Raw genomic sequence first — 26,088 nt, 5'->3', positions numbered from 1 at the left:
TAAAGATGACATTTATAGCATTTGTAAAAAAAGTATTTTCCAATTTAACCTTTCAGGTTATTCTGGCCATTATAATAGGGATTAATGTTGGAATTTTCTTCCCGGGTTTTGCGCCTACAGCTAAATTAATCAGTGAGGGTTTTATTAACCTGATTAGCATGTTAATTGCACCCATTATATTCTTTACCATCGTTTTAGGAATCGCACACATGGGCGATATGAAAAAAGTAGGTAGGGTAGGTGGCAAAGCATTGTTGTATTTCGAAATTGTAAGCACAGTAGCGATTGCAATCGGTTTATTGGTAGCCAATGTTTTAAAGCCAGGTGTCGGAATGATCACTAAGGCTGGCGATGCTACAAAAATTGTAGGTTATGCCGAGAAAGCTAAAGACATGAACTGGGCAGAATTTTTTCTGCACATTATTCCGCACAATGTGATTGCTGCTTTTGCTGAAGGAAATATTTTGCAGATTCTGCTTTTCGCTATTCTTTTTGGCTACGGGCTTAATAAATTAGGCGGAGAGGGCACTAGCGTTTTAAATGCCTTCGATAAAATATCAAAAGTGCTTTTTAAAATCATGAAAGTGATTATGCGTTTAGCACCAATTGGTGCTTTCGGCGGCATGGCTTTCAGTATAGGTACCCATGGCTTAGAAAGTTTAGTGGGCATGGCAAAACTAATGGGCTCGGTGTATTTAACCTGCATCCTGTTTATTTTTATCGTGTTAAATGGCATTTGCAGGTACTATAAATTCAGTTTATGGCAATACCTTAAATATATCCGTCAGGAAATTTTAATTGTGCTCGGTACCTCTTCTTCCGAATCGGCCCTGCCAAGTATGATGCAAAAAATGGAAGCTATTGGCTGTGATAAATCGGTTGTAGGCCTGGTTATTCCAACAGGTTATTCTTTTAATCTTGATGGAACAGCAATTTACCTGGCCATGGCGGTAATTTTTCTTTGCCAGGTATTTCATGTCGATTTATCTTTAGGGCAACAGATTACAGTATTAGGCGTGCTCATGGTTACCTCAAAAGGAGCAGCAGGCGTAACTGGAAGCGGGTTTATAGTGCTCGTATCTACTTTAACGGCACTCAAAATTATGCCTATCGAACACATTTCGATTTTAATAGGCGTAGATCGTTTTATGAGTGAAGCAAGAGCCATTACAAACGTTATCGGAAACGGTATAGCTACCATCGTAATCGCCAAAAGCGAAAACCAATTTGATGAAGAAAAGTATTTAAAAGCCATACGGCCAGTGATGATTGAAAAAGGAGAGGAGGTGTAGTTTGCAGTTCTCAGTTTGGAGTTTTCAGTTTAACGAGTATAATTTAAAGTGTCCAGCAAGTCCGAACTAAAAACTTCGAACTCCAAACTAATTAAGTATCTTTGCAGCAGAAACACGCACACAGCTTGTTTAATTAATCCATAGCACATTGGCTCAAGAAGAACAAAATAACCGCAAAGAAAAAAGCGAGTTACACCCACGCAACAAGCACCGTTCGCGTTACAATTTCAAACAACTTATTGCAACTTCAAAAGAATTAAAACGCTTCGTTTTTAAAAATGAGCATAATGATGATTCTATCGATTTTGCAGATCAAAATGCCGTTAAAGCACTTAACAGGGCATTATTAAAGTATTTTTATAACATTTCTCAGTGGGATATTCCTGCAGATTTTCTTTGTCCACCAATTCCGGGCCGGGCAGATTATATTCATTATGTTGCCGATCTTTTAGGCTCAAGCAATAAAGGTAAAAATCCAAAAGGAGCCAACATTAATGTATTGGATATCGGTGTTGGGGCAAATTGTATTTACCCTATTATTGGTCACCAGGAATATGGCTGGAATTTCGTTGGTTCAGAAATCGATCCACTTTCGGTTGATTCGGCCAAACGCATTATCGAAGCCAATAAACCGTTACAGGGTGCAGTAGAAATCCGTCAGCAATCGTCAAAAATGGGTATTTTTAGAGGCATTGTGGGCGGTAAAGAGCGTTTTGATGCCGTAGTTTGTAATCCACCTTTCCATGCATCGTTAAAAGAGGCTGAGCAAGGTACACGTCAGAAATGGCGCAACCTGGGCGGAAACGAAAAAGAAGTAAAACACGTACTAAACTTTGGTGGAAACAAGGCTGAGCTTTGGTGCCCCGGTGGCGAACGTGCTTTTGTAGAACAGATGATTATTCAGAGCGAGCAGATTAAAAATCAGGTTTTATGGTTTACTTCATTGGTATCAAAAAGTGCCAATTTAAAAAGTATCTACAGTGCATTAGTTAAAGCTAATGCTTTTGAGGTAACCACGGTTCAAATGAGCCAGGGACAAAAAATAAGTCGTTTCGTGGCCTGGACTTTCCATGATGAAGCTGCACAGGCTGAGTGGGCAAAGGGCTGGAAAACGGAACCTAAACCTAAAGTAGATAATGCTAAAGCTGAAGTAAAAAGTTTATAGTTTAATAGCAAATAAAGCAAAGCCAGATTAGCGATTAAGTTAATCTGGCTTTTTGTGTTTTTATGGTAATTTGTAAAGTGTGTATTTAAGTTTTCAAGAAATGTTATAAATTCCCGCTGATTTTTTGAGATCATGTAACTTTCGATGCATTATGTGAGGTTTTTAAACCCATTCAACAGCAAAGGTTTTGCAATTTTTTAACTGAAGTATATACTTTTGTACTGCGAGTGAGAATTCAGATCCGGCAACTATTAACTGAAAAAGTTAACTAAATTCCGCCTAATCCTACTTATGTTTGTGCTTATTTCTTCTCATAAACAATGATAATCGTTAAGTCGTTACCCACATTTGGTGCAATGCCATGTGAGCTGCCCGGCCGGGTTAAAATGGCATCGCCAGGTTTAACAGCAAAGGTTTTTCCATTCATTTGCATGGTGCCGTTTCCACTGATCACATAATATATTTCGTCTTCTTTTTGTAAATGATAACCGATTGATGACCCAGACTTTAAAATTCTTTTTTTGAATACCGTTTTTAAATTCTTCGCATCACCAAAAAAGTTAAAGCCAATGGTTTTTCCACCGCCATTATGTGTTCCTGGCTCTTCTTTAGCTATTTCAGCATCATTTTGAAGAATGTATTTACTGGTATCATTACTTTGCCCGCTTGCATTCAGGGAAATAAAAATTGAAACAAATACAGTTACAATAAGGATTAATTTCATGGTTATTAAGGTTTTAGCATCATTATTAAGCTTGATATTGCGGCTTGAAAAGTAAATTTAAGCGTTTTGCATGAATCTTGCCAAAAGCATCCAAACTTTGTTACTAAACCCGATCGCAGTGGTTCTGATTCTTCATCAGAAAAAACGAAGAGCGGGGCAGAAGCCCTCCAAAAGAACAGGACTGTTCATTTCCTAAAAAATCCCTGATATTTTTGATTTGAAAACGAAAGTATTGCAATTCTTAACCCTTGAAGCCCTGCCATTCACTCTATTCCGATGAAATCTGTTAAACAAGCAAGCACACAATAAAAGACAAAACAGGCAGTGCTTAAATCGGGATGCCCGTTGCTGTCAAGTTTATTGCCGAAAGGCCTGCTTCTTACACGATACCAAAAACATGAATAATTTTATCTAAAACTCCCACAATGCATTTCCTTACATTTTCTTGAAAAAACAGACTAAATAATATGGTTTTAGATTTGAATTCCATTACAATAATATTAGCTTTGCACAAAAAAAATATTGATACATGAGCGTTTTAGTAAATAAAGATTCTAAGGTTATCGTTCAGGGTTTTACCGGAAACGAAGGAACTTACCACGCTGAGCAAATGCTGGCCTATGGTACAAACGTAGTTGGTGGTGTAACGCCTGGCAAAGGTGGGCAATTGCATTTAGAAAAGCCTGTTTTTAATACTGTTAAAGATGCCGTTGATAAAACGGGTGCAAATGTATCTATCATTTTTGTGCCACCAGCTTTTGCTGCTGATGCAATTATGGAAGCTGCCGAAGGTGGTATTAAAGTTATTGTTTGTATTACTGAAGGTATCCCTACAAAGGATATGATTCAGGTTAAAGAATATATTACTGACCGTGATGTTACGCTTATCGGCCCTAACTGCCCTGGTGTAATTACTGCTGATGAAGCTAAAATTGGTATTATGCCAGGCTTTATCTTCAAAAAAGGTCATGTAGGTGTGGTTTCTAAATCAGGAACTTTAACTTACGAAGCAGTAGATCAGGTGGTTAAAGCTGGTTTAGGTATTACAACTGCAATTGGTATCGGTGGCGACCCGATCATCGGAACGCCAACTGTAGAAGCTGTTAAATTATTAATGAACGATCCTGAAACTCACGGCATCATCATGATTGGTGAAATTGGTGGTGGAATGGAAGCTGAAGCAGCGCGTTGGATCAAAGAAAACGGTACTAAGCCTGTTGTTGGATTTATCGCTGGTCAAACTGCGCCTCCGGGACGTAGAATGGGCCACGCTGGTGCTATTGTTGGCGGTGCTGATGATACAGCAGCGGCTAAAATGAAAATCATGCGTGAGTGTGGTATCCGTGTAGTAGAAAGTCCTGCTGAAATTGGTGCTGCAATGGCAGAAGAATTGGCTAAATAAGATTTAAAGATTTTTATAGAGAAAAGCGTTTCGATTAGGTTCGGGACGCTTTTTTGTTGTTTTATTTAAATCTGATTCCAGTTTTACCACAGAGGGCACTAAGAAAACGCACAGAGCACACAGAATTATTTAATTTACTAATTTCGATCTTGCAGAGCGAAAGAATCTTATATCAGTTTTAAAAATGGTCAATATATAATTTTATCTCTGTTTTCTCTGTAGAAATCTCTGTGTACTCTGTGGTAGATTTCTAATTAGTTATTCTCATTTATCATCCCTTTGTAAACACTACTCCATTCTCTCAAACCAGCAAACCAAAACAAAATCTATAGCGTATATTGAGGTATGAAAACGATGTTAAATAAACTATTTTTGCTTTCTGCTGTTGTTTTAATAACAGGACTTTCTGCTTGTGCCCAAAAGCAAAATAAGGAAGCTGCAAAACAACCTAAGGAAACAGAACAAATCATACCAAAGAAGAAAATGAACTGGAATCCATTAACACCCGAAGAAGAAAGAGTAATTGTAAATAAAGGTACAGAATATCCTGGTACAGGAAAATACGAACATACAACTGATAAAGGAACTTATACCTGTAAACGTTGTAATGCAGCACTATATCGTTCAGAAACCAAGTTTGATGCACATTGCGGATGGCCTGCTTTTGATGATGAAATTAAAGGAGCTGTAAAACGTATTCCTGATGCAGATGGATCACGTACAGAAATAGTTTGTGCCAACTGTGGCGCGCATCTTGGTCACGTATTTGTAGGCGAAGGATTTACCAACAAAGACACCCGTCATTGTGTAAATTCGATCTCAATGAATTTCGTGCCAGATAAAAAATAAGGTGGATGTAGTAGGGTTAGGTAGAGGCGTATAGCGACAAGCTGTACGCCTTTTTTAATGCACAAAATCGGGCTGTTTTTCCACAAATTATTGATTATAAACTAAATGCTTATATTTGCAGGCTCGATAAATAAAATTTAGCCTATGAAGTATCTTCTGTTATTAAGTTTTTGTTTCCTGTTTTTACAAAGCAAAGCACACGATTCTGACCCATCAAATGAACCAGATAGTATCAATAAAACAGTTCTCGCCACTTATTACCACAGAAAATTCGAAGGCCGCCGAACCACCAGCGGCGCCAAATACAGGTCGAAAAAATTAACGGCCGCCCACCGCACATTGCCATTCGGCACACTCATTACAGTAACCAACCCCGATAACGGAAAATCAGTTGTAGTAAAGGTAAATGATCGCGGTCCTTTCTCTAAAAGATTGGCCATAGATCTGTCAGAACGTGCTGCAAAACAGATCGGTATCTACCGCAAGGGTATAGCCAAAGTGAGCCTGAGCTATGCTGTTGAGTAATACTCTTTTCCGCTCTATTTAGTGCTTATTATACCCCTCAAATTTAAGTTATTAACACTCATTTTTGTTTGCTAAACCCTTGAAAAGAAACGATTAGCTTTTTTTCGCTTGAAAATGATATTTGTCTGATCGTTTTTCCCCAGCATTATAGCCGGGTGTTAACAACTTTGGTTCACAAAAAAGGCCTGCCGTATCTATATTTGTTATAACAAAGTTCTTTAACTTCTTGCGTTTGAAAACAAATATAAAAGCTTAGTTTTTAGTAATTTATACGTATATCATCCTGATTGCTTTATTAAATTTTCCTAACTAAAAATTCAGTTGTTTGTCAGGCAATAGGGTTAGCACTTTCACAACAGCGTTTTGATAAAAGACATTACAATCATCATATAAAATTGATGGATGCGTGCCTTTGTCGGCTCTGTTAAAAATTAGAATTAAAAACATCAGTGTATGGAACAGGAATTATTACTACAAGAAAACAAAGACAGATTTGTGCTTTTGCCGATTAAATATCCGGCAATTTGGGAAATGTATAAAAAGACCGAAGCTAGTTTTTGGACAGCAGAAGAGATTGATCTTTCTGACGACCAGAAACACTGGGACAATTTAAATGATGGCGAAAGGCATTTTATTTCTCACATCCTTGCTTTCTTTTCTGCTAGTGATGGTATAGTGAACGAAAACCTTGCGGTAAACTTCATGAGCGAAGTGCAATTGCCTGAGGCACGTTGTTTTTATGGTTTCCAGATTATGATGGAAAACATTCATGCCGAAACCTATGCCCTGTTAATTGATACTTATATTAAAGATCCGGAAGAGAAAGACCGTTTATTCCATGCTATAGATACCGTACCTGCGGTAAAAAGAAAAGCAGAATGGGCTTTACGCTGGATCGAAAACGGAACTTTTGCCGAACGTTTAGTGGCATTTGCCGCGGTTGAAGGTATTTTTTTCAGCGGAAGTTTCTGCTCTATTTTCTGGTTAAAGAAACGTGGTTTAATGCCTGGGTTAACTTTTAGTAATGAGTTGATTTCCAGAGACGAAGGATCGCATTGCGAGTTTGCCTGTTTATTGTACAGCATGCTAAGCAATAAATTAAGTGAAGAGGCAGTGCATGGCATTATCAGTGATGCGGTAGAAATTGAAAAAGAATTTATTACAGATGCATTGCCAGTTGCTTTAATTGGTATGAATGCAAAATTAATGAGCCAGTACATCGAATTCGTAGCCGACAGATGGTTGCAGGAACTTGGTTACAAAAAAATCTACAATGCAACCAATCCATTCGATTTTATGGAAATGATTTCTTTGCAGGGTAAAACCAATTTCTTCGAGAAACGTGTAGGCGATTATCAAAAAAGTGGTGTATTAACTTCTGCTGATAACAACAAACAAGCGTTTTCTTTAGACGAAGACTTCTAAGGTAGAAGGTTAAAAGCTGAAGGCCGAAGGTTATTGTAGCCTCGATACCTGATACCAATTAAATAAATAACAAAAATATAAAGTGATGATTAAGTCTTGATACTTGATACTCGCTACTAAATATTAACTAAAAATCTCATAAAATATGTTCGTACTAAAAAGAGATGGCCGCAAAGAGGCGGTGCAATTTGACAAAATCACAGCCCGTATCCAAAAGTTGTGCTATAGTTTAAATTCAGATCTGGTAGATCCAATCGATGTAGCCAAAAAGGTAATCGAAGGTTTATACGATGGCGTAACCACGTCAGAACTGGATAACCTTGCTGCAGAAACTGCTGCATCGTTAACTACTAAGCATCCTGATTATGCTTTGCTGGCATCGCGTATAGCGGTTTCGAACTTGCATAAAAATACCACAAAATCATTCTCGGGTACGATGAAAATGTTGTACGAATATTTCGACCCGAAAGCGCAGAAAGCTGCACCGCTTATCGCTGATGATGTTTATGAGATCATAGAAAAAAACAAGGATATTTTAGATAGTTCTATCATTTACGACCGCGATTTCGGCTTCGATTATTTCGGTTTCAAAACGTTGGAAAAATCTTACCTATTAAAAGTTAATGGTCAGATTGTAGAACGCCCGCAACATTTGTTTATGCGCGTTTCTGTTGGTATCCACAAAGAAGATATCGAAAGCGCAATCAAAACCTATAACTTAATGAGCGAGCGTTGGTTTACACATGCTACACCAACCTTATTTAACGCAGCCACGCCAAAACCTCAAATGTCGTCGTGTTTCTTGTTAACCATGCAGGATGACAGTATTGAAGGTATTTACGATACGTTGAAGCAAACCGCTAAAATTTCGCAAAGTGCTGGTGGTATTGGTTTAAGCATTCACAACATCCGTGCAACAGGATCGTATATTGGTGGAACTAACGGTACAAGTAATGGTATCATCCCAATGTTACGTGTATTTAACGATACTGCCCGTTATGTAGATCAGGGTGGAGGTAAACGTAAAGGTGCTTTCGCAATTTATTTAGAACCTTGGCATGCTGATGTTTTTGAATTTCTTGATCTTCGTAAAAACCACGGTAAAGAAGAAATGCGTGCGCGTGATTTATTCTATGCCTTATGGATTAACGATTTGTTTATGCAACGCGTTAAAGATAATGGCGACTGGACATTATTTTGCCCGCACGAAGCACCAGGTTTAGCAGATTGTTTTGGTGCTGAGTTCGAAGCCCTGTATACTAAATACGAAGCTGAAAAACGTGGACGCAAAACCGTTAAAGCGCAAGAACTTTGGTTTGCCATCCTAGATTCGCAGATTGAAACCGGCACACCTTATATGTTGTTTAAAGATGCCGCGAACAGCAAATCTAACCAACAGAACTTAGGTACCATTAAGAGTTCTAACTTGTGTACCGAAATCATCGAGTATACCTCTAAAGATGAAGTTGCCGTTTGTAACTTAGCTTCATTGGCATTGCCTCGTTTCGTAATCAATGGTGCTTTTGATCACCAAAAATTATACGATGTAACTTATCAGGCTACTTTAAACCTGAACAAAATCATCGATCATAACTATTACCCGGTACAAGAGGCAGAAAACTCCAATATGCGCCACCGCCCGGTTGGTTTAGGTGTACAAGGTTTAGCTGATGCCTTTATTTTATTGCGTTTACCTTTCGAAAGTGATGAAGCTAAACGTTTGAACAAGGATATTTTCGAAACGATATATTTCGCTTCGATGACGGCTTCGCATGATTTAGCAGTTAAAAACGGCCCATATCAAACATTTAAAGGTTCTCCGTTATCACAAGGTAAATTCCAGTTCGATTTATGGAATGTAACACCAGATAGTGGCCGTTGGGACTGGAATGCATTGCGCAAAAAAGTAGTTAAAGATGGTGTGTACAACTCATTATTGGTTGCACCTATGCCAACTGCATCTACCTCACAAATTTTAGGTAACAACGAATGTTTCGAGCCATATACTTCAAACATTTACACCCGTCGGGTATTAAGTGGAGAGTTTGTAGTGGTAAACAAACATTTATTGAAAGATTTAGTAGCATTGGGCTTATGGAACAATGATATGAAAAATCAGATTATATTGGCTAATGGTTCAATTCAGGCTATTGATACCATTCCTGATTACATTAAAGAGTTATACAAAACTGTTTGGGAGATCAAAATGCGTAATATCATCGATATGGCTGCCGATCGTGGAGCCTACATCTGTCAATCGCAATCGTTAAACTTGTTTGTAAATGCACCAAATACATCAAAATTAACTTCAATGCACTTTTACGCATGGGAGAAAGGTTTAAAAACCGGTATGTACTACCTGCGTACACAAGCAGCTTCTCAAGCGGTTAAATTTACAGTAGAAAACCAAGGTGGTAAAGCAATTGAGGCAGTTATCCCTGCTGAGATGACACAAGACCAGGTTGCAGAAGAAATCGTTGACGGACCAGTTTGTTCAATGGAAGAAGGCTGTATCAGCTGTTCTGGATAAGGTAGAGGGTAAAAAGGCGGAAGGTTTAAGGCCTGCTTGCCGATTAAATATTCAAAAATTAAATAAGGTTTTGGGCAAATGCTCAAAACCTTTTTTTACGGTATAATGCACATTGTTAATGGCTGTAATTTTTAGCCAAAATTTTTCTATTATTATCCATATGAATAAGAAACGATTTGTAACATTGATTTTGATTTCTGTCATTCTGCTTTTCTCGAATTGTAAGAAACATGAAACAGAAGAGAAGGGCCCTTTAGATTATCTCACTAAGCGAACTTGGAAAAGGGCTACAGTAGATAAAAACCCAGGTTCGAATCCACTACTTAACATATATTTCTTACCTATAGATTGTGAAAAGGATGATGTTTACTCTTTTAATGCTGATGGTGTAATAAAAATTGATAATGGTAATGAAGAGTGCGATGCTGCTGAAAGTAAAATAGAAACAAGCTCTTATAGTATCGCTAAAGGAGAAATTACGATTAAAGGAGTGACGTATATCCTTACAGAAGTTTCGCCACAACAAATAAAATATATTAATGTAGTTTCTTCTCAGACTGGCTATTATTATGCTGTAATGTTATTGCAGTAGAGATTCCAAGTTTAAGCAATGTTAGTGTAAGGTTTTGGGCAAACGCTCAAAACCTTATTTTTTGTTTATATTTTTGTAATGCAATAGGTTTTACTTTAAACCTTACAACTTATGCCTTCAACCTTGAAACATAGCAAACATGAAATCATTCCTTGCGAGCGATGTAATACGGCTATTGAGTGCAAGGCAAATTCTTATACCAAATGCCAATGCAGTGTAGTGCAGTTAAGCATTAACGAAGTACAGTACATCTCCGAACTGTATGATGGCTGCCTCTGTGCCAAATGCCTGTTTGAGTTACAGCAAGAGTATCGTGTAGAAATAGGCATTTAATCTTTGCGTTTTCGTGCCTTGTGGCTAACCAATCAATAAAGGTGTATCCCAATCTGGTCAATCATGTAGGTCTAAAAAAGGACATATTTCCTCGCATTAATTGTAGTTTTTACAATTAAAATTTCGGCAGTGTTTTATTAAAACCTAAAACGTTAGTTTTTGGTGTTTATAAGCATTCAGTTAGGGTATTCTGCAAAATGTCATCTGTAGGTGATATTATTTTATCATCGATCCTGAGTCATCTTTTAGGCCTTAAAACCAATAAAAAATAGTTTTAAAATAAGTGTTAAAAACGGTAACAAAGCACGCTGTTTGATATCTATATCGTGCTTGATAAATGGTTTATCAGGCTAAAAAAAAAGAAAAAATATAACATTATGGAAGCGCTCATTTCTAATTATTGGTGGGTTTTAGTGGCACTGTTGTGCATCATTTTATACAAATATATTTTACGTTTCTTATTCGGGATGGTCATTGTACCCGAAGATAGAATCGGGTTAATTACCAAAAAATTCGTGCTCTTCGGTTCCGATCGCGAACTGCCTGACGGCCGAATTATCGCAGTTAAAGGTGAAGCAGGTTTCCAGGGAAAAACGTTAGCACCTGGAATGTATTTTGGAATGTGGTTTTGGCAGTACAGCGTAACCATGGAACAGTTTACCATTATTCCGGAAGGTAAAATTGGGCTGATTATGGCCAAAGATGGTTCCGAAATTCCAACGGGTAATATTCTTGGCCAAAGGGTAGAATCCGATAATTTTCAGGATGCTGTTAAGTTTCTGGATAACGGCGGTCAGCGAGGCCGGCAAACCTCCTATATTACTTCAGGTTCTTACCGTATCAATACAATGTTGTTTCAGGTTTCGGTTACCGATATGATCCGGATTCAGGAGAGCATGGTGGGTATTGTAACCACTTTAGATGGCTTACCGATTGAGGCAAACCAGATTGCCGGTAAACTAGTTGATGGGCACAATAATTTTCAAGATTTTGATGCCTTTATCAAGCAAGGAGGTAACCGTGGTTTACAGCCCCAGGTAATTTTAGCGGGTTCTTATAACCTTAATCCATGGGCCATTCAACTCGAAGAAATCCCGATGACAGAAATTGCGATAGGTTACGTAGGTGTGGTGATCTCGTTTATTGGTACTGAAGGAAATGATTTAACCGGTGCTGATTTTAAACATGGTAATATTGTGGGCAAAGGTTCTAAAGGAGTTTGGTTGGAACCACTTGGCCCGGGTAAATACCCGATTAATAAGTATATTATGAAGGTAGAGCTGGTACCAACCACCAACCTGGTGCTTAACTGGGCATCGGCAAGGAGTGAAGCACACAATTTGGATAAAAACCTTTCAACCATTACTGTGCGTTCTAAGGATGGTTTCCCGTTCAATTTAGATGTGGCGCAAATTATTCATGTACCTACAACCGAAGCTCCAAAAGTAATTGCCCGTTTCGGTAACATGGTGAATCTGGTTTCGCAGGTTTTAGAGCCTACAATCGGTAACTATTTCCGTAACTCGGCACAGGGAAGTGATGTGATTGCATTTTTAAGTACCCGTAAAGAGCGTCAGGAATCTGCAAAAGAGCATATCCGGAAAGTTTTGGATGAGTATAATGTAAATGCGGTTGATACTTTGATTGGTGATATTGTACCACCAGAATCGTTAATGAAAACTTTAACCGACCGTAAAATTGCAGAAGAGCAAAAGGTTACTTACGAAACCCAAAAACAGGCGCAGGAAACCCGCCAGGGCATGGAAAAAGAAACCGCAATTGCCGATATGCAGAAAGATATTGTGAAAGCACAACAAAGTGTTGAAATTGCCGAACGTACAGCCAGTGCAACTGTGAAAAAATCGGAAGGTGATGCAGCTGGGGTGAAATTAGCCGTTGGTGCAGAGGCCGAGGCTACAAAAATGAGGGCTCATGCCGAAGCCGAGGCCACTAAAGCAAGGGCACAAGCCGATTCGGAAGCGATAAAATTAAGGGCATCTGCAGAGGCTGAACAGATTTCGTTAACAGGTAGTGCCGAAGCAGGTAAAATATTAGCCGTTGGTAAATCAACAGCCGAAGCGTACGAACTTGCTGTGAAAGCACTGGGTGGTGAAAACTTCACCCGTTATAAAATCACCGAAGAATTATCAAAAGGCAATGTGAAATTAATTCCTGACGTGCTCATTGGTGGTAGTGGAGGCAACCATGGTGGTTCTGCAATGGATGGCCTTTTGGGCTTGAAATTAATGGAACTGATGGACCCAGCACAACGCAAAGAAGTGGTAGCAGTAGCAGAAATTGTAGAAACAAAAGCAAAACCTAAAAAGGATAATATAAACCCTTAGTTTGGTTTTAATCAGATTGAAAGCCTCGATGAAAATCGGGGCTTTTTCATTATTAGCTAATGATTTGTGACGTTAGGTGGGTAAACGCAAATAGCAGTAGAAACCAAGCCATTTAAACGGGATAGGAATGGCAGCCTCCGATTTAATCACTTATCTTTGTTATTTATGGCATGCTTGCTTGTTTCACAGGTTTCATCGGAGCTATAATGGATAGCCCGACTAACAAACGTTTGAAATGCAGTGTTTGCTTTTCCTAAAACAGAAAACAATTACATTATTATGCCGTTCTAGTTTTAAACAAAATAGTAACTTTGCAGCCTAATTTTGAATGAGCGAAAATTTGAATGGTGAGTATGCAAATCGCAGATGAAACATTCAATTATTCGCTAATTTGTTAATTGAATCATTTTGAGAACATGAAGAAAGTAAAAGTTGGCTTGGTGCAGATGAGCTGTACCAAAGATAAGCAGGAAAATTTAGATAAAGCGATTGCAAAAGTAAGGGAAGCGGCTGCAAAAGGTGCGCAGATTGTGTGTTTGCAAGAACTTTTTACCTCGCTGTATTTCTGCGATGTTGAAGATTATGATAATTTCGACTTGGCAGAGGCAATTCCTGGCCCATCTACCGATGCTTTGCAGGTTGTTGCTAAAGAATTGGGCGTGGTAATTATTGCATCTTTGTTTGAAAAACGTGCTGAAGGTTTGTACCATAATACTACAGCAGTTTTAGACGCTGATGGTTCATATTTAGGTAAATACCGCAAAATGCATATTCCTGATGATCCTGCTTTTTACGAGAAATTCTATTTCACACCTGGTGATTTAGGCTATAAAGTTTTCGAAACCAAGTTTGCTAAAATCGGTATTTTAATCTGTTGGGATCAATGGTATCCTGAAGCCTCACGTATTACAGCTTTAATGGGTGCCGATATTATGTTCTATCCAACGGCTATCGGCTGGGCTACCGATCAGGATGAAGAAACCAATCAAGATCAATATAATGCCTGGCAAACCATCCAGCGTTCGCATGCCGTTGCAAATGGTGTTCCGGTAGTGAGTGTAAATCGTGTAGGTTTTGAACAGGATGGTGCCATGAAATTTTGGGGTGGAAGTTTCGCTACAAACGGACAAGGGAAAATACTTTATTTAGGCTCGCATGATCAGGAAGAAACTGAAGTTGTAGAACTGGATTTATCGGAGTCTGATTTTTTCCGTAAACACTGGCCTTTCTTGAGAGATAGAAGAATTGATTCTTACCAACCGATTACGAAACGATATATTGATGGGGACTAAGCTGAAAGGTTAAAGACCAAAGCGAAAACCCATAAATAAAAATCCATGGTTCGTGTTATCACGGACCATTCATTTTATAAATTAAATAGATGTCAAACTTCCCACCGAAAAAAGATTTAAATATTAATCAATTCGATTATTCTCCAAAAAAACAAGGGTATACTTTTCCAGCCGAGTGGGTTAAACATGAAGCAACCTGGTTAAGCTGGCCGCATAAAGAAGCTTCCTGGCCAGATAAAATCGAAACCATTTACGAACCTTACTGCCAATTTATTAAAGCTGTTGCAGAGGGTGAGCAAGTACGCATCAATGTTAAAGATGAAGAAATGAAAGCGTTTGCAATTTCTGAATTAACCAAAGTTGGTGCCGATTTAAGCCAGATTGAGTTTTATTTTAATGAAACCAACGATGCCTGGTGCCGCGATCACGGTCCTGCATTTTTGTTGAAAGGAAATGAAAAAGCGGTGGTAGATTGGGGTTATAATGCCTGGGGTGGAAAATATCCGCCTTTTGATTTAGATGATGTAATTCCAACTAAGATTGCAAAACATTTTGATCTACCATTGTTTGCACCTGATATTGTTATGGAAGGTGGTTCAGTAGAATTTAATGGTGCTGGTACAGTTTTAACTACCACAGCTTGTTTGCTGAACGAAAACCGTAATCCACATTTAACAAAGGAGCAGATTGAGCAATATTTGCTTGAATATTATGGTCAGGATCAGGTATTATGGTTAGGAGATGGGATAGTTGGCGATGATACCGACGGTCATATTGATGATATTACGCGTTTTGTAAACGAGGATACGGTTTTAACTGTTGTAGAAAGCAATCCTTTGGATGAAAACTATCATTTGTTGCAAGAGAACCTTGAAGCTTTAAAAGCAATGAAATTAAAAGATGGAAGGGCATTAAATATTGTTGAGCTTCCAATGCCTTCACCAGTAATTTATGAGGATACCCGTTTACCTGCATCTTATGCTAATTTTTACATTGCTAATGCTGCGGTAATTGTGCCTATTTTTGATGATGTGAACGACCAGAAAGCTTTAGATATTATCCAGGGCTGTTTTCCTGATCGCAAGGTGATTGGTATCAATTCAGTAGATATTATCTGGGGATTGGGAAGCTTTCATTGTTTGAGCCAGCAGGAACCCACCCCCTAACCCCCTGAAGGGGGAACACCTATTGTGTTAAACAATTCACAATTAATATTAACTTTACCAAAATTAAATTTTTTATACATTATATAAAAGTCCCCTTTAGGGGATTTAGGGGTTATGAAATTATTAGAAGGAAAAACGGCATTAATTACAGGTGCATCTAAAGGGATCGGTCGTAAAATAGCTGAAAAATTTGCCGAACAGGGCGCTAATGTAGCTTTTACATATTTATCATCAGTAGAAAAAGGTGAAGCCTTAGAGCAGGAATTACAAAGCATTGGTACCAAAGTTAAAGGTTATCGTTCTGATGCTTCTAAATTTGTTGAGGCAGAGCAATTGATTAATGATATCGTAGCTGAATTTGGTACTATTGATATTGTAGTAAATAATGCTGGTATTACCAAAGATGGCTTATTGATGCGCATGAGCGAAGAAAACTGGGATGATGTAATTAATATTAACCTTAAATCTATCTTCAACGTTACTAAAGCAGCTTCTAAAATAATGATGAAAGCCCGTAAAGGTGTTTTTATCAATATGGGTTCTGTTGTTGGTACAACTGGTAATGCCGGACAAGCAAATTATGCTGCTTCAAAAGCAGGAATTATTGGTTTTACAAAATCGGTAGCTAAGGAGCTTGGTTCGAGAAACATCCGTGCAAACGTTGTTGCACCAGGCTTTATCCGTACTGAGATGACCGAAGTTTTAGATCCAAAAGTAGTTGAAGGCTGGGAAAAAGATATTCCATTAAAACGTGCCGGCGAAACTGAAGATATTGCAAATGTTTGCGTTTTCCTGGCCTCAGATATGAGTGCTTACGTAACCGGACAAACTTTATCTGTTTGTGGCGGGATGCTGTAGGGAGGCAGATGACATAAGGTTTAAGGTGGAGGGGTTCTTTCCAAAGCCATAAAAATATTAAAGAAGTCAAGTTTATAAAACTTGACTTCTTTTGTTACTTCACAACATATTTTCCTTTTAACTCACTTACATTTGCTTGGTTTTTATTTTTCTCAAAAGCTAAATAACCTGGCTGCAGCGATTTCCAAAAACTGGCCTGTGTAGGGAATTGAGCAATATATTTCTTCATATTTGCATCGGTCATTTTGAAAGGGTAGATGTTGACTGGAATATTCTCCTGACCCGCATTTCTGGCTTCAACGCCTAAAATATAAACCTCTTTAATTTTCTCGTCGGTTAGTGGGATACAGCCCACGGTTACGCAATTTCCATGGATGTAAATGTCGCTCCCAGGTTTTCTATCCTTTCCGGTTCGCGCATAATCTACAGTATTTGGATAATTTAACCCAAGCGATAAGTGAAAGTTACTCATTGGGTTAAAAATATTAATGTAATAAAAACCTTCCGGCGTTTGTCCGTCACCTTCAATTACTTTGGGGCCAATGGTGCCAGAATGTGCACAGAAATCGTAAGTTCTAAACAACGAATAAGTTTTAGCCGAATTATTCTTTAACCATACTTCCAGTTTGCCTTCTGTTTTATAGGCATTGATTACCATTGAAAATTGATCGCCATAACCACCAGCCTGAAGAAATTTCCTCAAGGTTTCCCATTTTTCACTGTAGGCTTTTTCTACTCTTTCGAATTTAATTTGTGTGGCTTTAAAATTATTTTGAGCATTCACCATAAGGCTTAGAGACAGTAAAAACGTTAAACAGATTAATTTCATAAATTTTGATTTGGTTTAAAAATAGGGATTTAACCACAGAGCGCACAGTGTTCTCTTTTTTTACCACAAAGATCACCAAGAAAAGGCAAGAAGTACACAGAGTTGGGCGCTTAAAAACAGCTTAGGTAATCCGTGTTCCTCAGTGTAAAATTCAGTGAACTCTGTGGTTAAATGAAGTTGTATTTTAGCCCTCGCATAAATTCTTTACAGACAATAATCTTGAAAATTTCCCCAAAATTACCATCTTTATAAAAGTATGAACAGTTTTTTTTCGGGTACTTCTATTTTGTTTTTTCTGGGTTGCTTGGCCTTAGGCGTCCTGTACGCATGGTTGCTTTATCGTAACAACAAAAATTTAGATAAAAAACTTCAGTATGCCCTTACGGCGTTGCGTATTATCGTTGTAACAACTGTTGCTTGGTTAATATTTGCACCGCTCATCAAAACATTAAATTACACCTTAGATAAACCAGTAATCATTATCGGACAAGATAATTCCTTGTCTGTTGGTCAGGTTAAAGCTGCCGGTTTTGATCAAAAATTATATGAACAAAATCTTAAAGCCTTACAAGATAAACTTTCGGATAAGTATGAAGTAAAAACACTTCATTTTGGTGATGAGGTAGCAGAAGGTCTCGATTTTAAAAATCAGGGTAAATTAACGGATGCCTCGGCATTTTTTCAGAAAGTGAGGGATGAATATACCAACCGGAATGTTGGGGCCATTATTTTAGCCACCGATGGTATTTTTAATCACGGTGGAAATCCGCTGTATAGCGTAAATCAGATTAATGCCCCGGTTTATACCATTGCCCTGGGCGATAGTATCCCAAAACGCGATGTCTTAATTTCGAACGTAAATTACAATAACATTGTGTACCTGGATGATGATTTTACAGTAGAAGTTCAGGTGCAGGCTTTTCAGAGTGATGGCGAAAACACCGCTTTAACGGTAAGCCAAAATGGTGTTAAAGTTGAGCAGCAAAATGTGGCTGTTAATGGAAGTTCTTTTGTCAAAACCATTCCGATTAAAATTCATGCGGGTAAAATCGGTGTTCAAAAATATACAGTTCAGCTGGGAGCCTTAAAAAATGAAATCACAACCCGCAATAATGTTCAGACCTTTTATGTAGAGGTGATTGATGGCCGACAAAAAGTATTGTTGGCTGCAGTTGCACCGCACCCTGATTTAGGCGTTTTAAAGGAGGCTATTTCACTAAATAAACACTACGAAGCTAAACTAGCCCTTGCTGATGATTTAAGTACAACAGATCCATCGAAATTCGATTTAATTGTATTGTACCAACTACCGGATGCGCAAAATATATCAGCTACATTTCTAAAGAAATTAGCAGGTTTAAAGAAACCGATTTGGTATATTTTAGGCGCACAAAGCAATATAAATGCTTTTAATCAGGTACAAAACCAGGTAAACCTAAGTGCAGCAAACGGATCCATCCAGGAAGTTTATGCCGATTTTGCAAGTGGTTTTACAAGTTTTAATCTTACTGAAGATGATAAGAAGCAGATTTCAGCTTTTGATCCGCTATTAAGTCCATTTGGAAGGTTAACAGTTAATACCGGCGCAATACCTGTTTTTAACCAGCGTATCGGTAAAGTAAGCACGCAACAGCCATTATTGTTCTTCGCCAATGAAAATGGCTTAAAGGTGGGCTATTTAATGGGAGAGGGGCTTTGGCGATGGAAACTTTCTGAGGCTGAAAATGAAAGCAATCAGTCAGTTTTAAATGATCTGATTTCGAAAACGGTTCAATATCTTTCTGTTAAAGATGATAAGCGTAGGTTTAAAGTGTTTACTTCAAAATCGGCTTACGATGAAAATGAAAGCATTCAGTTTAACGGCACGCTTTATAACGACAGTTATCAGCCTGTAAACGAATCAGAAGTTAATCTTCAGGTTAAAAATGAAGCTGGAAAAGTATTTAATTATATCTTTTCCAAAACTGAAAATGGTTATCAGCTAGATGCTGGTACCATGCCTGCAGGGAATTATGCTTATTTAGCCAATACAGAACTGGGTGGAAAGAAATTTACAGCAACCGGTAGCTTCTATATAAATGCATTGATTGCAGAATTTCAACAGACAACAGCTAACCACCAGCTTTTAAATACGATTGCTAAACAAAGCAATGGTAAATTGTTTATGCCGGTAGATTTGCTCAAAATAGCCGATGAGATTACTAAAAACGAAAATATTAAAACCATCAGTTACGAAGATCGAAAATACGATGAGTTGATCAGCATGAAATGGCTTTTTGGCTTAATTATGATTTTGCTTGGAACAGAGTGGTTTTTGAGAAAAAGGAACGGGGAACTTTAAGTTCTTAGGTTTGATGTGCAGTCAGATGTTACCATCTGACTGTGAGAAAAATTTAAGATTTACTGTGAGAAAAATTTAAGATTTATTGTAAGAATGATGATCCGTTATTTAAGTAACTTTTTAAGTGTCAGATAATAACATCTGACACCACGAAAAAAATCTATTGTTATGGGATTAAGAAACAGGAATTTATTTCTGGAGAAGAAATGTTTTTTCGTGACTACCAGTTGCTTCAAACATTTAAAACTTCTTGAAAGCAGTCCGTGTAAATTAATAATTGCGAATAGTTTAAATTTCATCGCTGTTAAATACAAGATTTCAATTCTTGGATATGTAATTATGCCTAATCACTTTCATGTTTTATTCTATTTTAACGATGAAAATAAATTGTCGGATAGCATGCGCGATTTAAAGAAGTTTTGTGCCTTTGAAGTACGTAAGTATCTTGAGTCTAACCAAAGTTTATTGCTGAATTTGATAAGGATTGATAATGATAAACAGGTTTTTAAAATTTGGGACGATAGATTTGATGATGTTTGGATTGGAAGTAAAGAGCTTCTAGAAATTAAACTGGAGTATATTCATCAAAACCCATTACAATCTCATTGGAATTTGAGTGAATATCCTGAGGAGTACCATTTTAGTAGTGCTGCATTTTATTTAGGAAATCCAGAAAATATTGTTGACTTAACTGATTATAGAGATATTTTTGAATGATCGACTTAGTTTGAGTGATGTGCAGTCAGATGTTACCATCTGACTGTGAAGGGCATCTCTTAATTGGCATTACAATAATGGCAATTGTAATTTTAAAGAATTTTGAGTGTCAGATGGTAACATCTGACACCACGGAGAGTTTAATCTTGATTTTACTCGGTACAGAGTGGTTTTTAAGGAAAAGGAACGGGGAACTTTAAGTTTTTAAGTTTAATGTGCAGTCAAATGTTACCATCTGACTGTGAGAAAAATTTAAGATTCATTGTAAGAATGATGATCCGTTATTTAAGTAACTTTTTAATTGTCAGATGGTAACATCTGACACCACGAAAAAACTAACTTAATGCCATTCATCTCGGTAAACAAACTTAGGCATGTGCCATTCAAAGCGGATAGAAAGTAGCCTTAATGTTAATCCGGTTGTAGCAGCTGTAATGGTGGCCAGCATTTCGCTTCCGTGAAAATGCTCTATACCGATATATACAGCACCGGTAACTATCGCGGCACTGGCATAAATCTCTTTTCTAAAAAGAAATGGAACTTCATTACAAAGCACATCACGAAGTACCCCACCAGCACAGCCAGTAATCATACCACTAAAAAGTACAATTAAATAAGGTAAATGAATTTCTTGTGCAACCTGGCAGCCAATTATGGTAAAAACCACCAAACCTAAAGCATCCAGGTAGAGAAAAAGCTTTTTGAGTTTAGTCATTATGGAGGCGATAAAAGCGGCAAGCAAAGCTGCTACAGCAGTTATTACCAAATATTCCGGGTGCTCTACCCAGCTCATAGGATAATGTCCGAATAATACATTTCTTACCGTTCCGCCACCTAAGGCCGTAACCCAGGCAATAATACAAACGCCAACCCAATCCATATCACGTCTGCCGGCAGATAGTGCAGCAGTCATTGCTTCAGCTGTTATGGCAATAATATAGAGGATGTGGAGCATTCTACTGGTTAACTATTTGAATAGGTTAATCGGTTAACTGAAAGAGAAATTGTTTTATGGTTTATCGTTAACTTAAACTGTAAAATTTTAACTGAACACTGCCAACTGAAAATTAATCTTTCTTCTCTTCCTGGATAATCACAAAAACATCTTCATTGTCTTTTTTCATGAAGTATTTTTCGCGGGCAAATTTTTCAGCCGTATTGAGGTTGGTATTCAGTTCGTTTAAATCTTTTTTAACCTGAGCGGTTTCTTTCTCAAAATACTCTTTTTCTTCCTGTAACTTATTGGCCTGACTGCGGTATTCGTATTGCGACATCATATCGTTTTTGTCGAAAAACAGCATCCACATCGCAAAAGCGACAGTAGCAAGGAAATATTTATTGCGGAAAAGATCTATTAAACGTTTCATATATGATATGAGATTTTAGATGTGAGATTTGAGAAGATCAAATCCAACAAACAAATATAGTATTAAAATAAAAACATCCGAAGATTTAAAATCTCCGGATGTTTCGCAAATAAGTTTTTCAACTTGTTAACACCTCTCTGCCTTTGGCATCTCTCCTAAAGAAGAGAACAAGAAGTCCCCTTCAGGGGATTTAGGGGCTATTTCTTTAGCGTATTTGAATTTCGAACCGATAAAACGAGCGTTTTCACCCAATTCTTCTTCAATACGTAATAATTGATTGTATTTTGCAATCCTGTCTGAACGTGATGCAGAACCCGTTTTAATCTGTCCACAGTTTAATGCTACAGCTAAATCTGCAATGGTAACATCTTCAGTTTCTCCAGAACGGTGACTCATTACCGAAGTATAACCACTGTTTTGCGCTAAAGTAACCGCATTAATGGTTTCAGTTAAAGAACCTATCTGGTTCACTTTTACCAAGATTGAATTTGCCGTATCTTCATCAATACCACGTTGTAAACGCGTTACGTTAGTAACAAATAAATCATCACCAACCAACTGAACGTGGTCGCCAATTTTATCTGTTAAGCTTTTCCAGCCAGTCCAGTCGTTTTCATCCATACCATCTTCGATTGAGATAATTGGATATTTTGCAGAAAGATCAGCTAAATATTGAGCTTGTTCTTCGCTAGAACGGATAACGCCAGTAGCACCTTCGAATTTTGTGTAATCGTATTTGCCATCTTTGTAAAATTCAGATGAAGCACAATCTAAAGCCAAGCAAATTTGCGAACCTGGTTTGTAACCAGCAGTTTCAATTGCTTTTAATACTGTTTCAATTGCATCTTCAGTACCATCAAAAGTTGGTGCAAAACCACCTTCATCACCCACAGCGGTAGATAAACCTCTATCGTGAAGGATTTTTTTCAGGCTATGGAAAACTTCAGTTCCCCAACGTAACGCTTCAGAGAATGAAGGAGCGCCAACTGGCATAATCATAAATTCCTGGAAAGCAATCGGCGCATCAGAGTGAGAACCACCGTTGATAATGTTCATCATCGGAATTGGTAAAGTGTTTGCGTTAACACCACCAATGTAACGGTATAATGGTTGGCCAATTTCATCAGCAGCAGCTTTAGCAACCGCTAAAGAAACACCTAAAATTGCATTAGCTCCTAGGTTACCTTTGTTTTCGGTACCGTCTAGGTCGATCATTAATTTATCGATTGCATTTTGTTCAAAAACATCAATACCTCTTAATGCATCAGCAATTTTAGTATTTACATTTTCTACAGCTTTTAAAACACCTTTACCTAAATATGTAGATTTATCACCATCACGTAATTCAACAGCCTCATATTGTCCAGTAGATGCACCGCTTGGTACAGCTGCACGGCCAAAAGCGCCTGCCTCTGTTACTACTTCTACTTCTACTGTTGGATTGCCTCTCGAATCGAGAATTTGTCTGGCATGGACATTAACGATTATGCTCATTTTTATTTGATTTTTATTGATTTTTTAACCTGCTTAGTGTATAAAGTACAATTACTAAGCGCAACATCAAAGTTAGTATATTTTTTAAATAAATAAAGAGATTAAAGGCTTAATGTTACGATAGTTGTTTAAGCTTAATTGGCTGTTAATTTTAAGTTAATATGGTGTTTATTAATAGTTATATTCATTTATTCGCTTATCAAAGCAGTTAATTTGCCTGACTACATTATTTTTTATGGGAAAGCAGTTTGAGTGGCTTTTTTGAAGCTGCAGTCCCGCTTTTTGTTACAACGAAAGCTGAAAAAGCTTTTGGTTTCCACGGCAATCGGGTTTAAACCATAAAGTGCTGGTAATTCTTGGGTAAGTGATTAACCCAGCTGATTTTTTCTGAATCCAAAAATTAATTCATCAAAATATTCGCCATTTTTAAAAATAGTCCCTTTTAATTCTGCCTCCAAAATAAAACCTGCTTTTTTTAATACCTGCTGTGAGGCCAGGTTGGTATGCGCAGTGCGTGCAAAAATCCTTTCCACATCAAATGTTTCGAAACCATATTCAAGCAATCTCCTTTTACGGCCTGAGGAACAATGCCCTTGCCCCAAAAGTCTTCAGCAATCCAATAGCCCATTTCTGCACTTTTACTATAAATATCAGCCAATTGGTGCACACCTATCGATCCAATTACTTCATTATTTACCACAATAGCCTTAATTTGAAGGGGATGATGACTTAAAGCCAGTTGAATAAATGCCTCTCCATCTTTTTTTTGATATGGAAAAGGAAATTTATCAGTCAAATATTTTGAAATGTTAAAATTGTTGGCATGTTTAACCAAATTATCAAGATCGTTATGTTCGTATGGGCGTAAAATTAATTGCATGGTGTAATCGTTTATCAAGATGAATGTGATTTGTAACTTTTTATTAAAACCAAAGTCAGAATTAAAATGATTTTATGCTGCACATCAGTCAATTTGAAAAATCCTATTTCGGTCATTTCGTTTTAAAGATAGATAATATTAAAGTTCCTGATGGTAGTTCTTCTGGATAAAAGGAAGCAATGGTTCGGGCAAAAGTACACTGTTGAAATCAATTGCAGGGATTTTGGCCTTTAAAGGAGATATTGCCATTCACAATGTTAATTTAAAAAATCATGGCGTTCAATACCGGAAACTTGTAAATTTTGCGGAAGCTGAACCAATTTTTCCAGAATTTTTAACAGGCACAGAAATGATTGGCCTTTTTGCGAAAGCAAAAGGTGCAACAGTAGGCCAGGAAAATGAATTGATTGCTGATATGGGTATGAAGGCATATATTCAGAATCCTCTGGGATCATATTCTAGTGGAATGCTTAAGAAACTGTCATTGGTTTTGGCTTTTTTAGGACAACCAAAACTGATTTTATTGGATGAACCATTGAATACGATAGATGTAGAATCGTTAAATGTATTGTACCATTGGATTGAAGAAAAATATCAAAAGGAGAAAGTCAGTTTTTTACTTTCTTCCCATCAGCCCCTTGATGAAACAAAATTATTCGGTATTAAAAAAATTGATATCAAGGAACAGAGATTAACCCTGAATTTTTAATGTTTATTTCATCGAATATTGCTTTAAAGAAAATATTTGTAGATGGATTTTACCGAATTCATGCAGGTATGCTGATATTTATATTTGTGATTTTAATCAGTTATTGTTTATTTATCAATACCCTTGGCACAGTTCGGCCTGAGCAAATAGATTTCTGGCAATTCTTCTTTACCATCAGTATTGTAAGCAATCCGCTCATTTTAACTTTTTATCTGGTAGGAAGCACACTTTATGCATATAAAAGCCTTAAATATGTTTTAGATCAAATGGCTTTGCCACAGCAAGAATTCTTGTTTTACAGTTTTACTGCATCAGCAAGAAAAAGCCAGTTTAAATGCTGGGTTATGGTGTATAGCTATATATTTTTACCTGTTTTAAGTTATACGTTATATGCCTTAACAATCGGACTTGTATTTGGATTTTATATCATTTCAATTGGCATTTTGCTTTTTCAGCTGCTGCTGATTGCTGGCAGTGCATACATCTGTTTAAAAGAAAATAACCGTTTGGTTGAGGTTAATAAGTCCAGTTGGTTAATCAGGATCACCCGAAAATGGAACAAACCTGTTTTCTTGTTGTATAGTTTTCAGGTTTTCAACCGGTCAAAATTGGCGTATGTGCTTACCAAATTACTTTCATGGGTACTGATTTCGGGTATATTATTGGTTTTTGCTGATCTTAAAGATGATTTAAGATTATTGATGCTTGTCACCTCATGTATTGTTGTTGCACATGTTGTACTCATTTACGAGGAAAAGGTTTTTAATGACAGATATTTATATTTTTTGCCCAATTTTCCCTTTAGTAAATCCAGGGTATTTTTTAGCTTTTGCTTAAATTATCTTATTTTATTATTGCCCGAGCTATGTTGGATTTTTACCCGATTTGGCTTTATAACTTCATTCTTGTTAGCTGCATTTGCTTTTTCTGCCATTCTCTTATTCAGAAGTTTGCTTTTGCTAAATGGGATTCGGGTTAGAGGATTTTTAATAGGCGTTTTTTGCCTGTTTTTACTTTTTTATGTGTTTATTATGTATGGGTTAGGCTTGGTGATTATTCCAATAAATTTGATTATTGCCTGGATGGTGTTTAGTAGAAACTTTGAACCATAATTGTTTAGGTATGTGATAAATGGTTTTTCAATCAAGATCTTTATTTTCTATTAAATCGAGATTGGGCTTTTATGTTCTTAAGACCCTGAAATGAATTCAGGGTGACGGCCGGAATGGATGTATCACCTAATATGAATTACT

General features: G+C 37.3%; 23 protein-coding genes and 1 pseudogene. 17 read left to right on the top strand and 7 right to left on the bottom strand.

Annotation, left to right across the window (positions count from 1 at the left end):
* Window positions 1–5 precede the first annotated feature (5 nt).
* Complete coding sequence (gene dctA, locus AC0IWE_RS01480) at window positions 6–1,292, top strand: C4-dicarboxylate transporter DctA (protein WP_463496643.1); 1,287 nt, start codon at window positions 6–8, stop codon at window positions 1,290–1,292.
* A 148-nt stretch (window positions 1,293–1,440) separates the two neighbouring features.
* Window positions 1,441–2,457 carry a 23S rRNA (adenine(1618)-N(6))-methyltransferase RlmF gene (rlmF, locus tag AC0IWE_RS01475; RefSeq protein ID WP_082458854.1) on the top strand — a complete coding sequence of 339 codons (1,017 nt, stop codon included), beginning with the start codon at window positions 1,441–1,443 and terminating at the stop codon, window positions 2,455–2,457.
* 301 nt (window positions 2,458–2,758) lie between these two features.
* Here the strand turns inward: rlmF and AC0IWE_RS01470 are convergent, their stop codons facing one another.
* On the bottom strand, window positions 2,759–3,181 hold the full coding sequence (locus AC0IWE_RS01470; protein WP_471791629.1) for a cupin domain-containing protein: 423 nt from the start codon (window positions 3,179–3,181) through the stop codon (window positions 2,759–2,761).
* A gap of 529 nt (window positions 3,182–3,710) precedes the next feature.
* Between AC0IWE_RS01470 and sucD the strand changes: the two genes are divergently transcribed.
* The 11 genes from sucD (at window position 3,711) to fabG (ending at window position 16,498) form a co-directional block, all read left to right on the top strand.
* Window positions 3,711–4,583 carry a succinate--CoA ligase subunit alpha gene (gene sucD, locus AC0IWE_RS01465; protein WP_055912499.1) on the top strand — a complete coding sequence of 291 codons (873 nt, stop codon included), beginning with the start codon at window positions 3,711–3,713 and terminating at the stop codon, window positions 4,581–4,583.
* A gap of 345 nt (window positions 4,584–4,928) precedes the next feature.
* Window positions 4,929–5,432, top strand: coding sequence for a methionine-R-sulfoxide reductase (locus tag AC0IWE_RS01460; RefSeq protein WP_055912497.1), 504 nt, complete (start codon window positions 4,929–4,931; stop codon window positions 5,430–5,432).
* A gap of 144 nt (window positions 5,433–5,576) precedes the next feature.
* Window positions 5,577–5,957, top strand: coding sequence for a septal ring lytic transglycosylase RlpA family protein (locus AC0IWE_RS01455; RefSeq protein WP_463496634.1), 381 nt, complete (start codon window positions 5,577–5,579; stop codon window positions 5,955–5,957).
* A gap of 453 nt (window positions 5,958–6,410) precedes the next feature.
* Complete coding sequence (locus AC0IWE_RS01450; protein ID WP_025145778.1) at window positions 6,411–7,382, top strand: ribonucleoside-diphosphate reductase small subunit; 972 nt, start codon at window positions 6,411–6,413, stop codon at window positions 7,380–7,382.
* A gap of 145 nt (window positions 7,383–7,527) precedes the next feature.
* Window positions 7,528–9,912 carry a ribonucleoside-diphosphate reductase subunit alpha gene (locus tag AC0IWE_RS01445; protein ID WP_055912493.1) on the top strand — a complete coding sequence of 795 codons (2,385 nt, stop codon included), beginning with the start codon at window positions 7,528–7,530 and terminating at the stop codon, window positions 9,910–9,912.
* Window positions 9,913–10,030: 118 nt separating this feature from the next.
* Complete coding sequence (locus tag AC0IWE_RS01440) at window positions 10,031–10,504, top strand: hypothetical protein (protein ID WP_471791628.1); 474 nt, start codon at window positions 10,031–10,033, stop codon at window positions 10,502–10,504.
* 111 nt (window positions 10,505–10,615) lie between these two features.
* Complete coding sequence (locus tag AC0IWE_RS01435) at window positions 10,616–10,837, top strand: cysteine-rich CWC family protein (RefSeq protein ID WP_082458853.1); 222 nt, start codon at window positions 10,616–10,618, stop codon at window positions 10,835–10,837.
* A 377-nt stretch (window positions 10,838–11,214) separates the two neighbouring features.
* Window positions 11,215–13,182 (top strand): SPFH domain-containing protein, encoded by a 1,968-nt coding sequence (locus tag AC0IWE_RS01430; protein ID WP_055912827.1) that lies wholly within the window; start codon window positions 11,215–11,217, stop codon window positions 13,180–13,182.
* 416 nt (window positions 13,183–13,598) lie between these two features.
* Window positions 13,599–14,474 (top strand): carbon-nitrogen hydrolase, encoded by an 876-nt coding sequence (locus tag AC0IWE_RS01425; protein WP_055912491.1) that lies wholly within the window; start codon window positions 13,599–13,601, stop codon window positions 14,472–14,474.
* 89 nt (window positions 14,475–14,563) lie between these two features.
* Complete coding sequence (locus tag AC0IWE_RS01420) at window positions 14,564–15,640, top strand: agmatine deiminase family protein (RefSeq protein ID WP_471791627.1); 1,077 nt, start codon at window positions 14,564–14,566, stop codon at window positions 15,638–15,640.
* A gap of 114 nt (window positions 15,641–15,754) precedes the next feature.
* Window positions 15,755–16,498, top strand: coding sequence for a 3-oxoacyl-[acyl-carrier-protein] reductase (gene fabG, locus AC0IWE_RS01415; protein ID WP_471791626.1), 744 nt, complete (start codon window positions 15,755–15,757; stop codon window positions 16,496–16,498).
* A 94-nt stretch (window positions 16,499–16,592) separates the two neighbouring features.
* Here fabG and AC0IWE_RS01410 read toward each other — a convergent pair whose 3' ends face one another.
* Complete coding sequence (locus AC0IWE_RS01410; protein WP_471791625.1) at window positions 16,593–17,327, bottom strand: L,D-transpeptidase family protein; 735 nt, start codon at window positions 17,325–17,327, stop codon at window positions 16,593–16,595.
* A 256-nt stretch (window positions 17,328–17,583) separates the two neighbouring features.
* Here AC0IWE_RS01410 and AC0IWE_RS01405 point away from each other — a divergent pair, with 256 nt between their 5' ends.
* Both AC0IWE_RS01405 and AC0IWE_RS01400 read left to right on the top strand, forming a co-directional pair.
* Entirely contained in the window at window positions 17,584–19,668 is a 2,085-nt protein-coding gene (locus AC0IWE_RS01405) for a hypothetical protein (protein ID WP_471791624.1), read from the top strand.
* A gap of 168 nt (window positions 19,669–19,836) precedes the next feature.
* A complete protein-coding gene (locus AC0IWE_RS01400) occupies window positions 19,837–20,385 on the top strand; it encodes a transposase (protein ID WP_471791623.1) in 549 nt (182 codons plus the stop codon).
* Between the two features lie 340 nt (window positions 20,386–20,725).
* Here AC0IWE_RS01400 and AC0IWE_RS01395 read toward each other — a convergent pair whose 3' ends face one another.
* The 5 genes and pseudogenes from AC0IWE_RS01395 to AC0IWE_RS01375 all read right to left on the bottom strand — a co-directional run.
* The gene (locus tag AC0IWE_RS01395; protein WP_471791622.1) at window positions 20,726–21,340 is read right to left on the bottom strand and encodes a trimeric intracellular cation channel family protein; all 615 of its coding nucleotides are present in this window, start codon (window positions 21,338–21,340) and stop codon (window positions 20,726–20,728) included.
* Window positions 21,341–21,452: 112 nt separating this feature from the next.
* The gene (locus AC0IWE_RS01390) at window positions 21,453–21,752 is read right to left on the bottom strand and encodes an FtsB family cell division protein (protein ID WP_025145767.1); all 300 of its coding nucleotides are present in this window, start codon (window positions 21,750–21,752) and stop codon (window positions 21,453–21,455) included.
* A gap of 126 nt (window positions 21,753–21,878) precedes the next feature.
* Window positions 21,879–23,246: a phosphopyruvate hydratase gene (gene eno / locus AC0IWE_RS01385; RefSeq protein ID WP_471791621.1), complete on the bottom strand. Its 1,368-nt coding sequence runs from the start codon at window positions 23,244–23,246 to the stop codon at window positions 21,879–21,881.
* 368 nt (window positions 23,247–23,614) lie between these two features.
* Window positions 23,615–23,779, bottom strand: coding sequence for a GNAT family N-acetyltransferase (locus tag AC0IWE_RS01380; RefSeq protein ID WP_471791691.1), 165 nt, complete (start codon window positions 23,777–23,779; stop codon window positions 23,615–23,617).
* Window positions 23,768–24,126, bottom strand: a pseudogene (locus AC0IWE_RS01375) (GNAT family N-acetyltransferase); the annotation flags it as partial. The pseudogene AC0IWE_RS01375 and the gene AC0IWE_RS01380, both read right to left, overlap by 12 nt.
* 202 nt (window positions 24,127–24,328) lie before the next feature.
* Between AC0IWE_RS01375 and AC0IWE_RS01370 the strand changes: the two are divergent.
* Both AC0IWE_RS01370 and AC0IWE_RS01365 read left to right on the top strand, forming a co-directional pair.
* Window positions 24,329–24,835, top strand: a complete 507-nt coding sequence (locus AC0IWE_RS01370; protein WP_471791620.1) for an ABC transporter ATP-binding protein — start codon at window positions 24,329–24,331, stop codon at window positions 24,833–24,835.
* Window positions 24,835–25,947 (top strand): hypothetical protein, encoded by a 1,113-nt coding sequence (locus tag AC0IWE_RS01365; RefSeq protein ID WP_471791619.1) that lies wholly within the window; start codon window positions 24,835–24,837, stop codon window positions 25,945–25,947. Before AC0IWE_RS01370 ends, AC0IWE_RS01365 begins: the two co-directional genes overlap by 1 nt.
* The last annotated feature ends 141 nt before the right edge of the window (window positions 25,948–26,088 follow it).

This window comes from Pedobacter sp. AC402, from assembly GCF_979252805.1.
This window is presented reverse-complemented; position numbering and strand designations above follow the sequence as displayed.

What these genes read in the sequence shown, in the direction of transcription:
- dctA (WP_463496643.1), top strand. Translation starts at nt 6, where the DNA reads ATGACATTTATAGCATTTGTAAAAAAAGTATTTTCCAATTTAACCTTT.
- AC0IWE_RS01470 (WP_471791629.1), bottom strand. Translation starts at nt 3,181, where the DNA reads ATGAAATTAATCCTTATTGTAACTGTATTTGTTTCAATTTTTATTTCC.
- sucD (WP_055912499.1), top strand. Translation starts at nt 3,711, where the DNA reads ATGAGCGTTTTAGTAAATAAAGATTCTAAGGTTATCGTTCAGGGTTTT.
- AC0IWE_RS01460 (WP_055912497.1), top strand. Translation starts at nt 4,929, where the DNA reads ATGAAAACGATGTTAAATAAACTATTTTTGCTTTCTGCTGTTGTTTTA.
- AC0IWE_RS01455 (WP_463496634.1), top strand. Translation starts at nt 5,577, where the DNA reads ATGAAGTATCTTCTGTTATTAAGTTTTTGTTTCCTGTTTTTACAAAGC.
- AC0IWE_RS01450 (WP_025145778.1), top strand. Translation starts at nt 6,411, where the DNA reads ATGGAACAGGAATTATTACTACAAGAAAACAAAGACAGATTTGTGCTT.
- AC0IWE_RS01445 (WP_055912493.1), top strand. Translation starts at nt 7,528, where the DNA reads ATGTTCGTACTAAAAAGAGATGGCCGCAAAGAGGCGGTGCAATTTGAC.
- AC0IWE_RS01440 (WP_471791628.1), top strand. Translation starts at nt 10,031, where the DNA reads ATGGCTGTAATTTTTAGCCAAAATTTTTCTATTATTATCCATATGAAT.
- AC0IWE_RS01435 (WP_082458853.1), top strand. Translation starts at nt 10,616, where the DNA reads ATGCCTTCAACCTTGAAACATAGCAAACATGAAATCATTCCTTGCGAG.
- AC0IWE_RS01430 (WP_055912827.1), top strand. Translation starts at nt 11,215, where the DNA reads ATGGAAGCGCTCATTTCTAATTATTGGTGGGTTTTAGTGGCACTGTTG.
- AC0IWE_RS01425 (WP_055912491.1), top strand. Translation starts at nt 13,599, where the DNA reads ATGAAGAAAGTAAAAGTTGGCTTGGTGCAGATGAGCTGTACCAAAGAT.
- AC0IWE_RS01420 (WP_471791627.1), top strand. Translation starts at nt 14,564, where the DNA reads ATGTCAAACTTCCCACCGAAAAAAGATTTAAATATTAATCAATTCGAT.
- fabG (WP_471791626.1), top strand. Translation starts at nt 15,755, where the DNA reads ATGAAATTATTAGAAGGAAAAACGGCATTAATTACAGGTGCATCTAAA.
- AC0IWE_RS01410 (WP_471791625.1), bottom strand. Translation starts at nt 17,327, where the DNA reads ATGAAATTAATCTGTTTAACGTTTTTACTGTCTCTAAGCCTTATGGTG.
- AC0IWE_RS01405 (WP_471791624.1), top strand. Translation starts at nt 17,584, where the DNA reads ATGAACAGTTTTTTTTCGGGTACTTCTATTTTGTTTTTTCTGGGTTGC.
- AC0IWE_RS01400 (WP_471791623.1), top strand. Translation starts at nt 19,837, where the DNA reads ATGGGATTAAGAAACAGGAATTTATTTCTGGAGAAGAAATGTTTTTTC.
- AC0IWE_RS01395 (WP_471791622.1), bottom strand. Translation starts at nt 21,340, where the DNA reads ATGCTCCACATCCTCTATATTATTGCCATAACAGCTGAAGCAATGACT.
- AC0IWE_RS01390 (WP_025145767.1), bottom strand. Translation starts at nt 21,752, where the DNA reads ATGAAACGTTTAATAGATCTTTTCCGCAATAAATATTTCCTTGCTACT.
- eno (WP_471791621.1), bottom strand. Translation starts at nt 23,246, where the DNA reads ATGAGCATAATCGTTAATGTCCATGCCAGACAAATTCTCGATTCGAGA.
- AC0IWE_RS01365 (WP_471791619.1), top strand. Translation starts at nt 24,835, where the DNA reads ATGTTTATTTCATCGAATATTGCTTTAAAGAAAATATTTGTAGATGGA.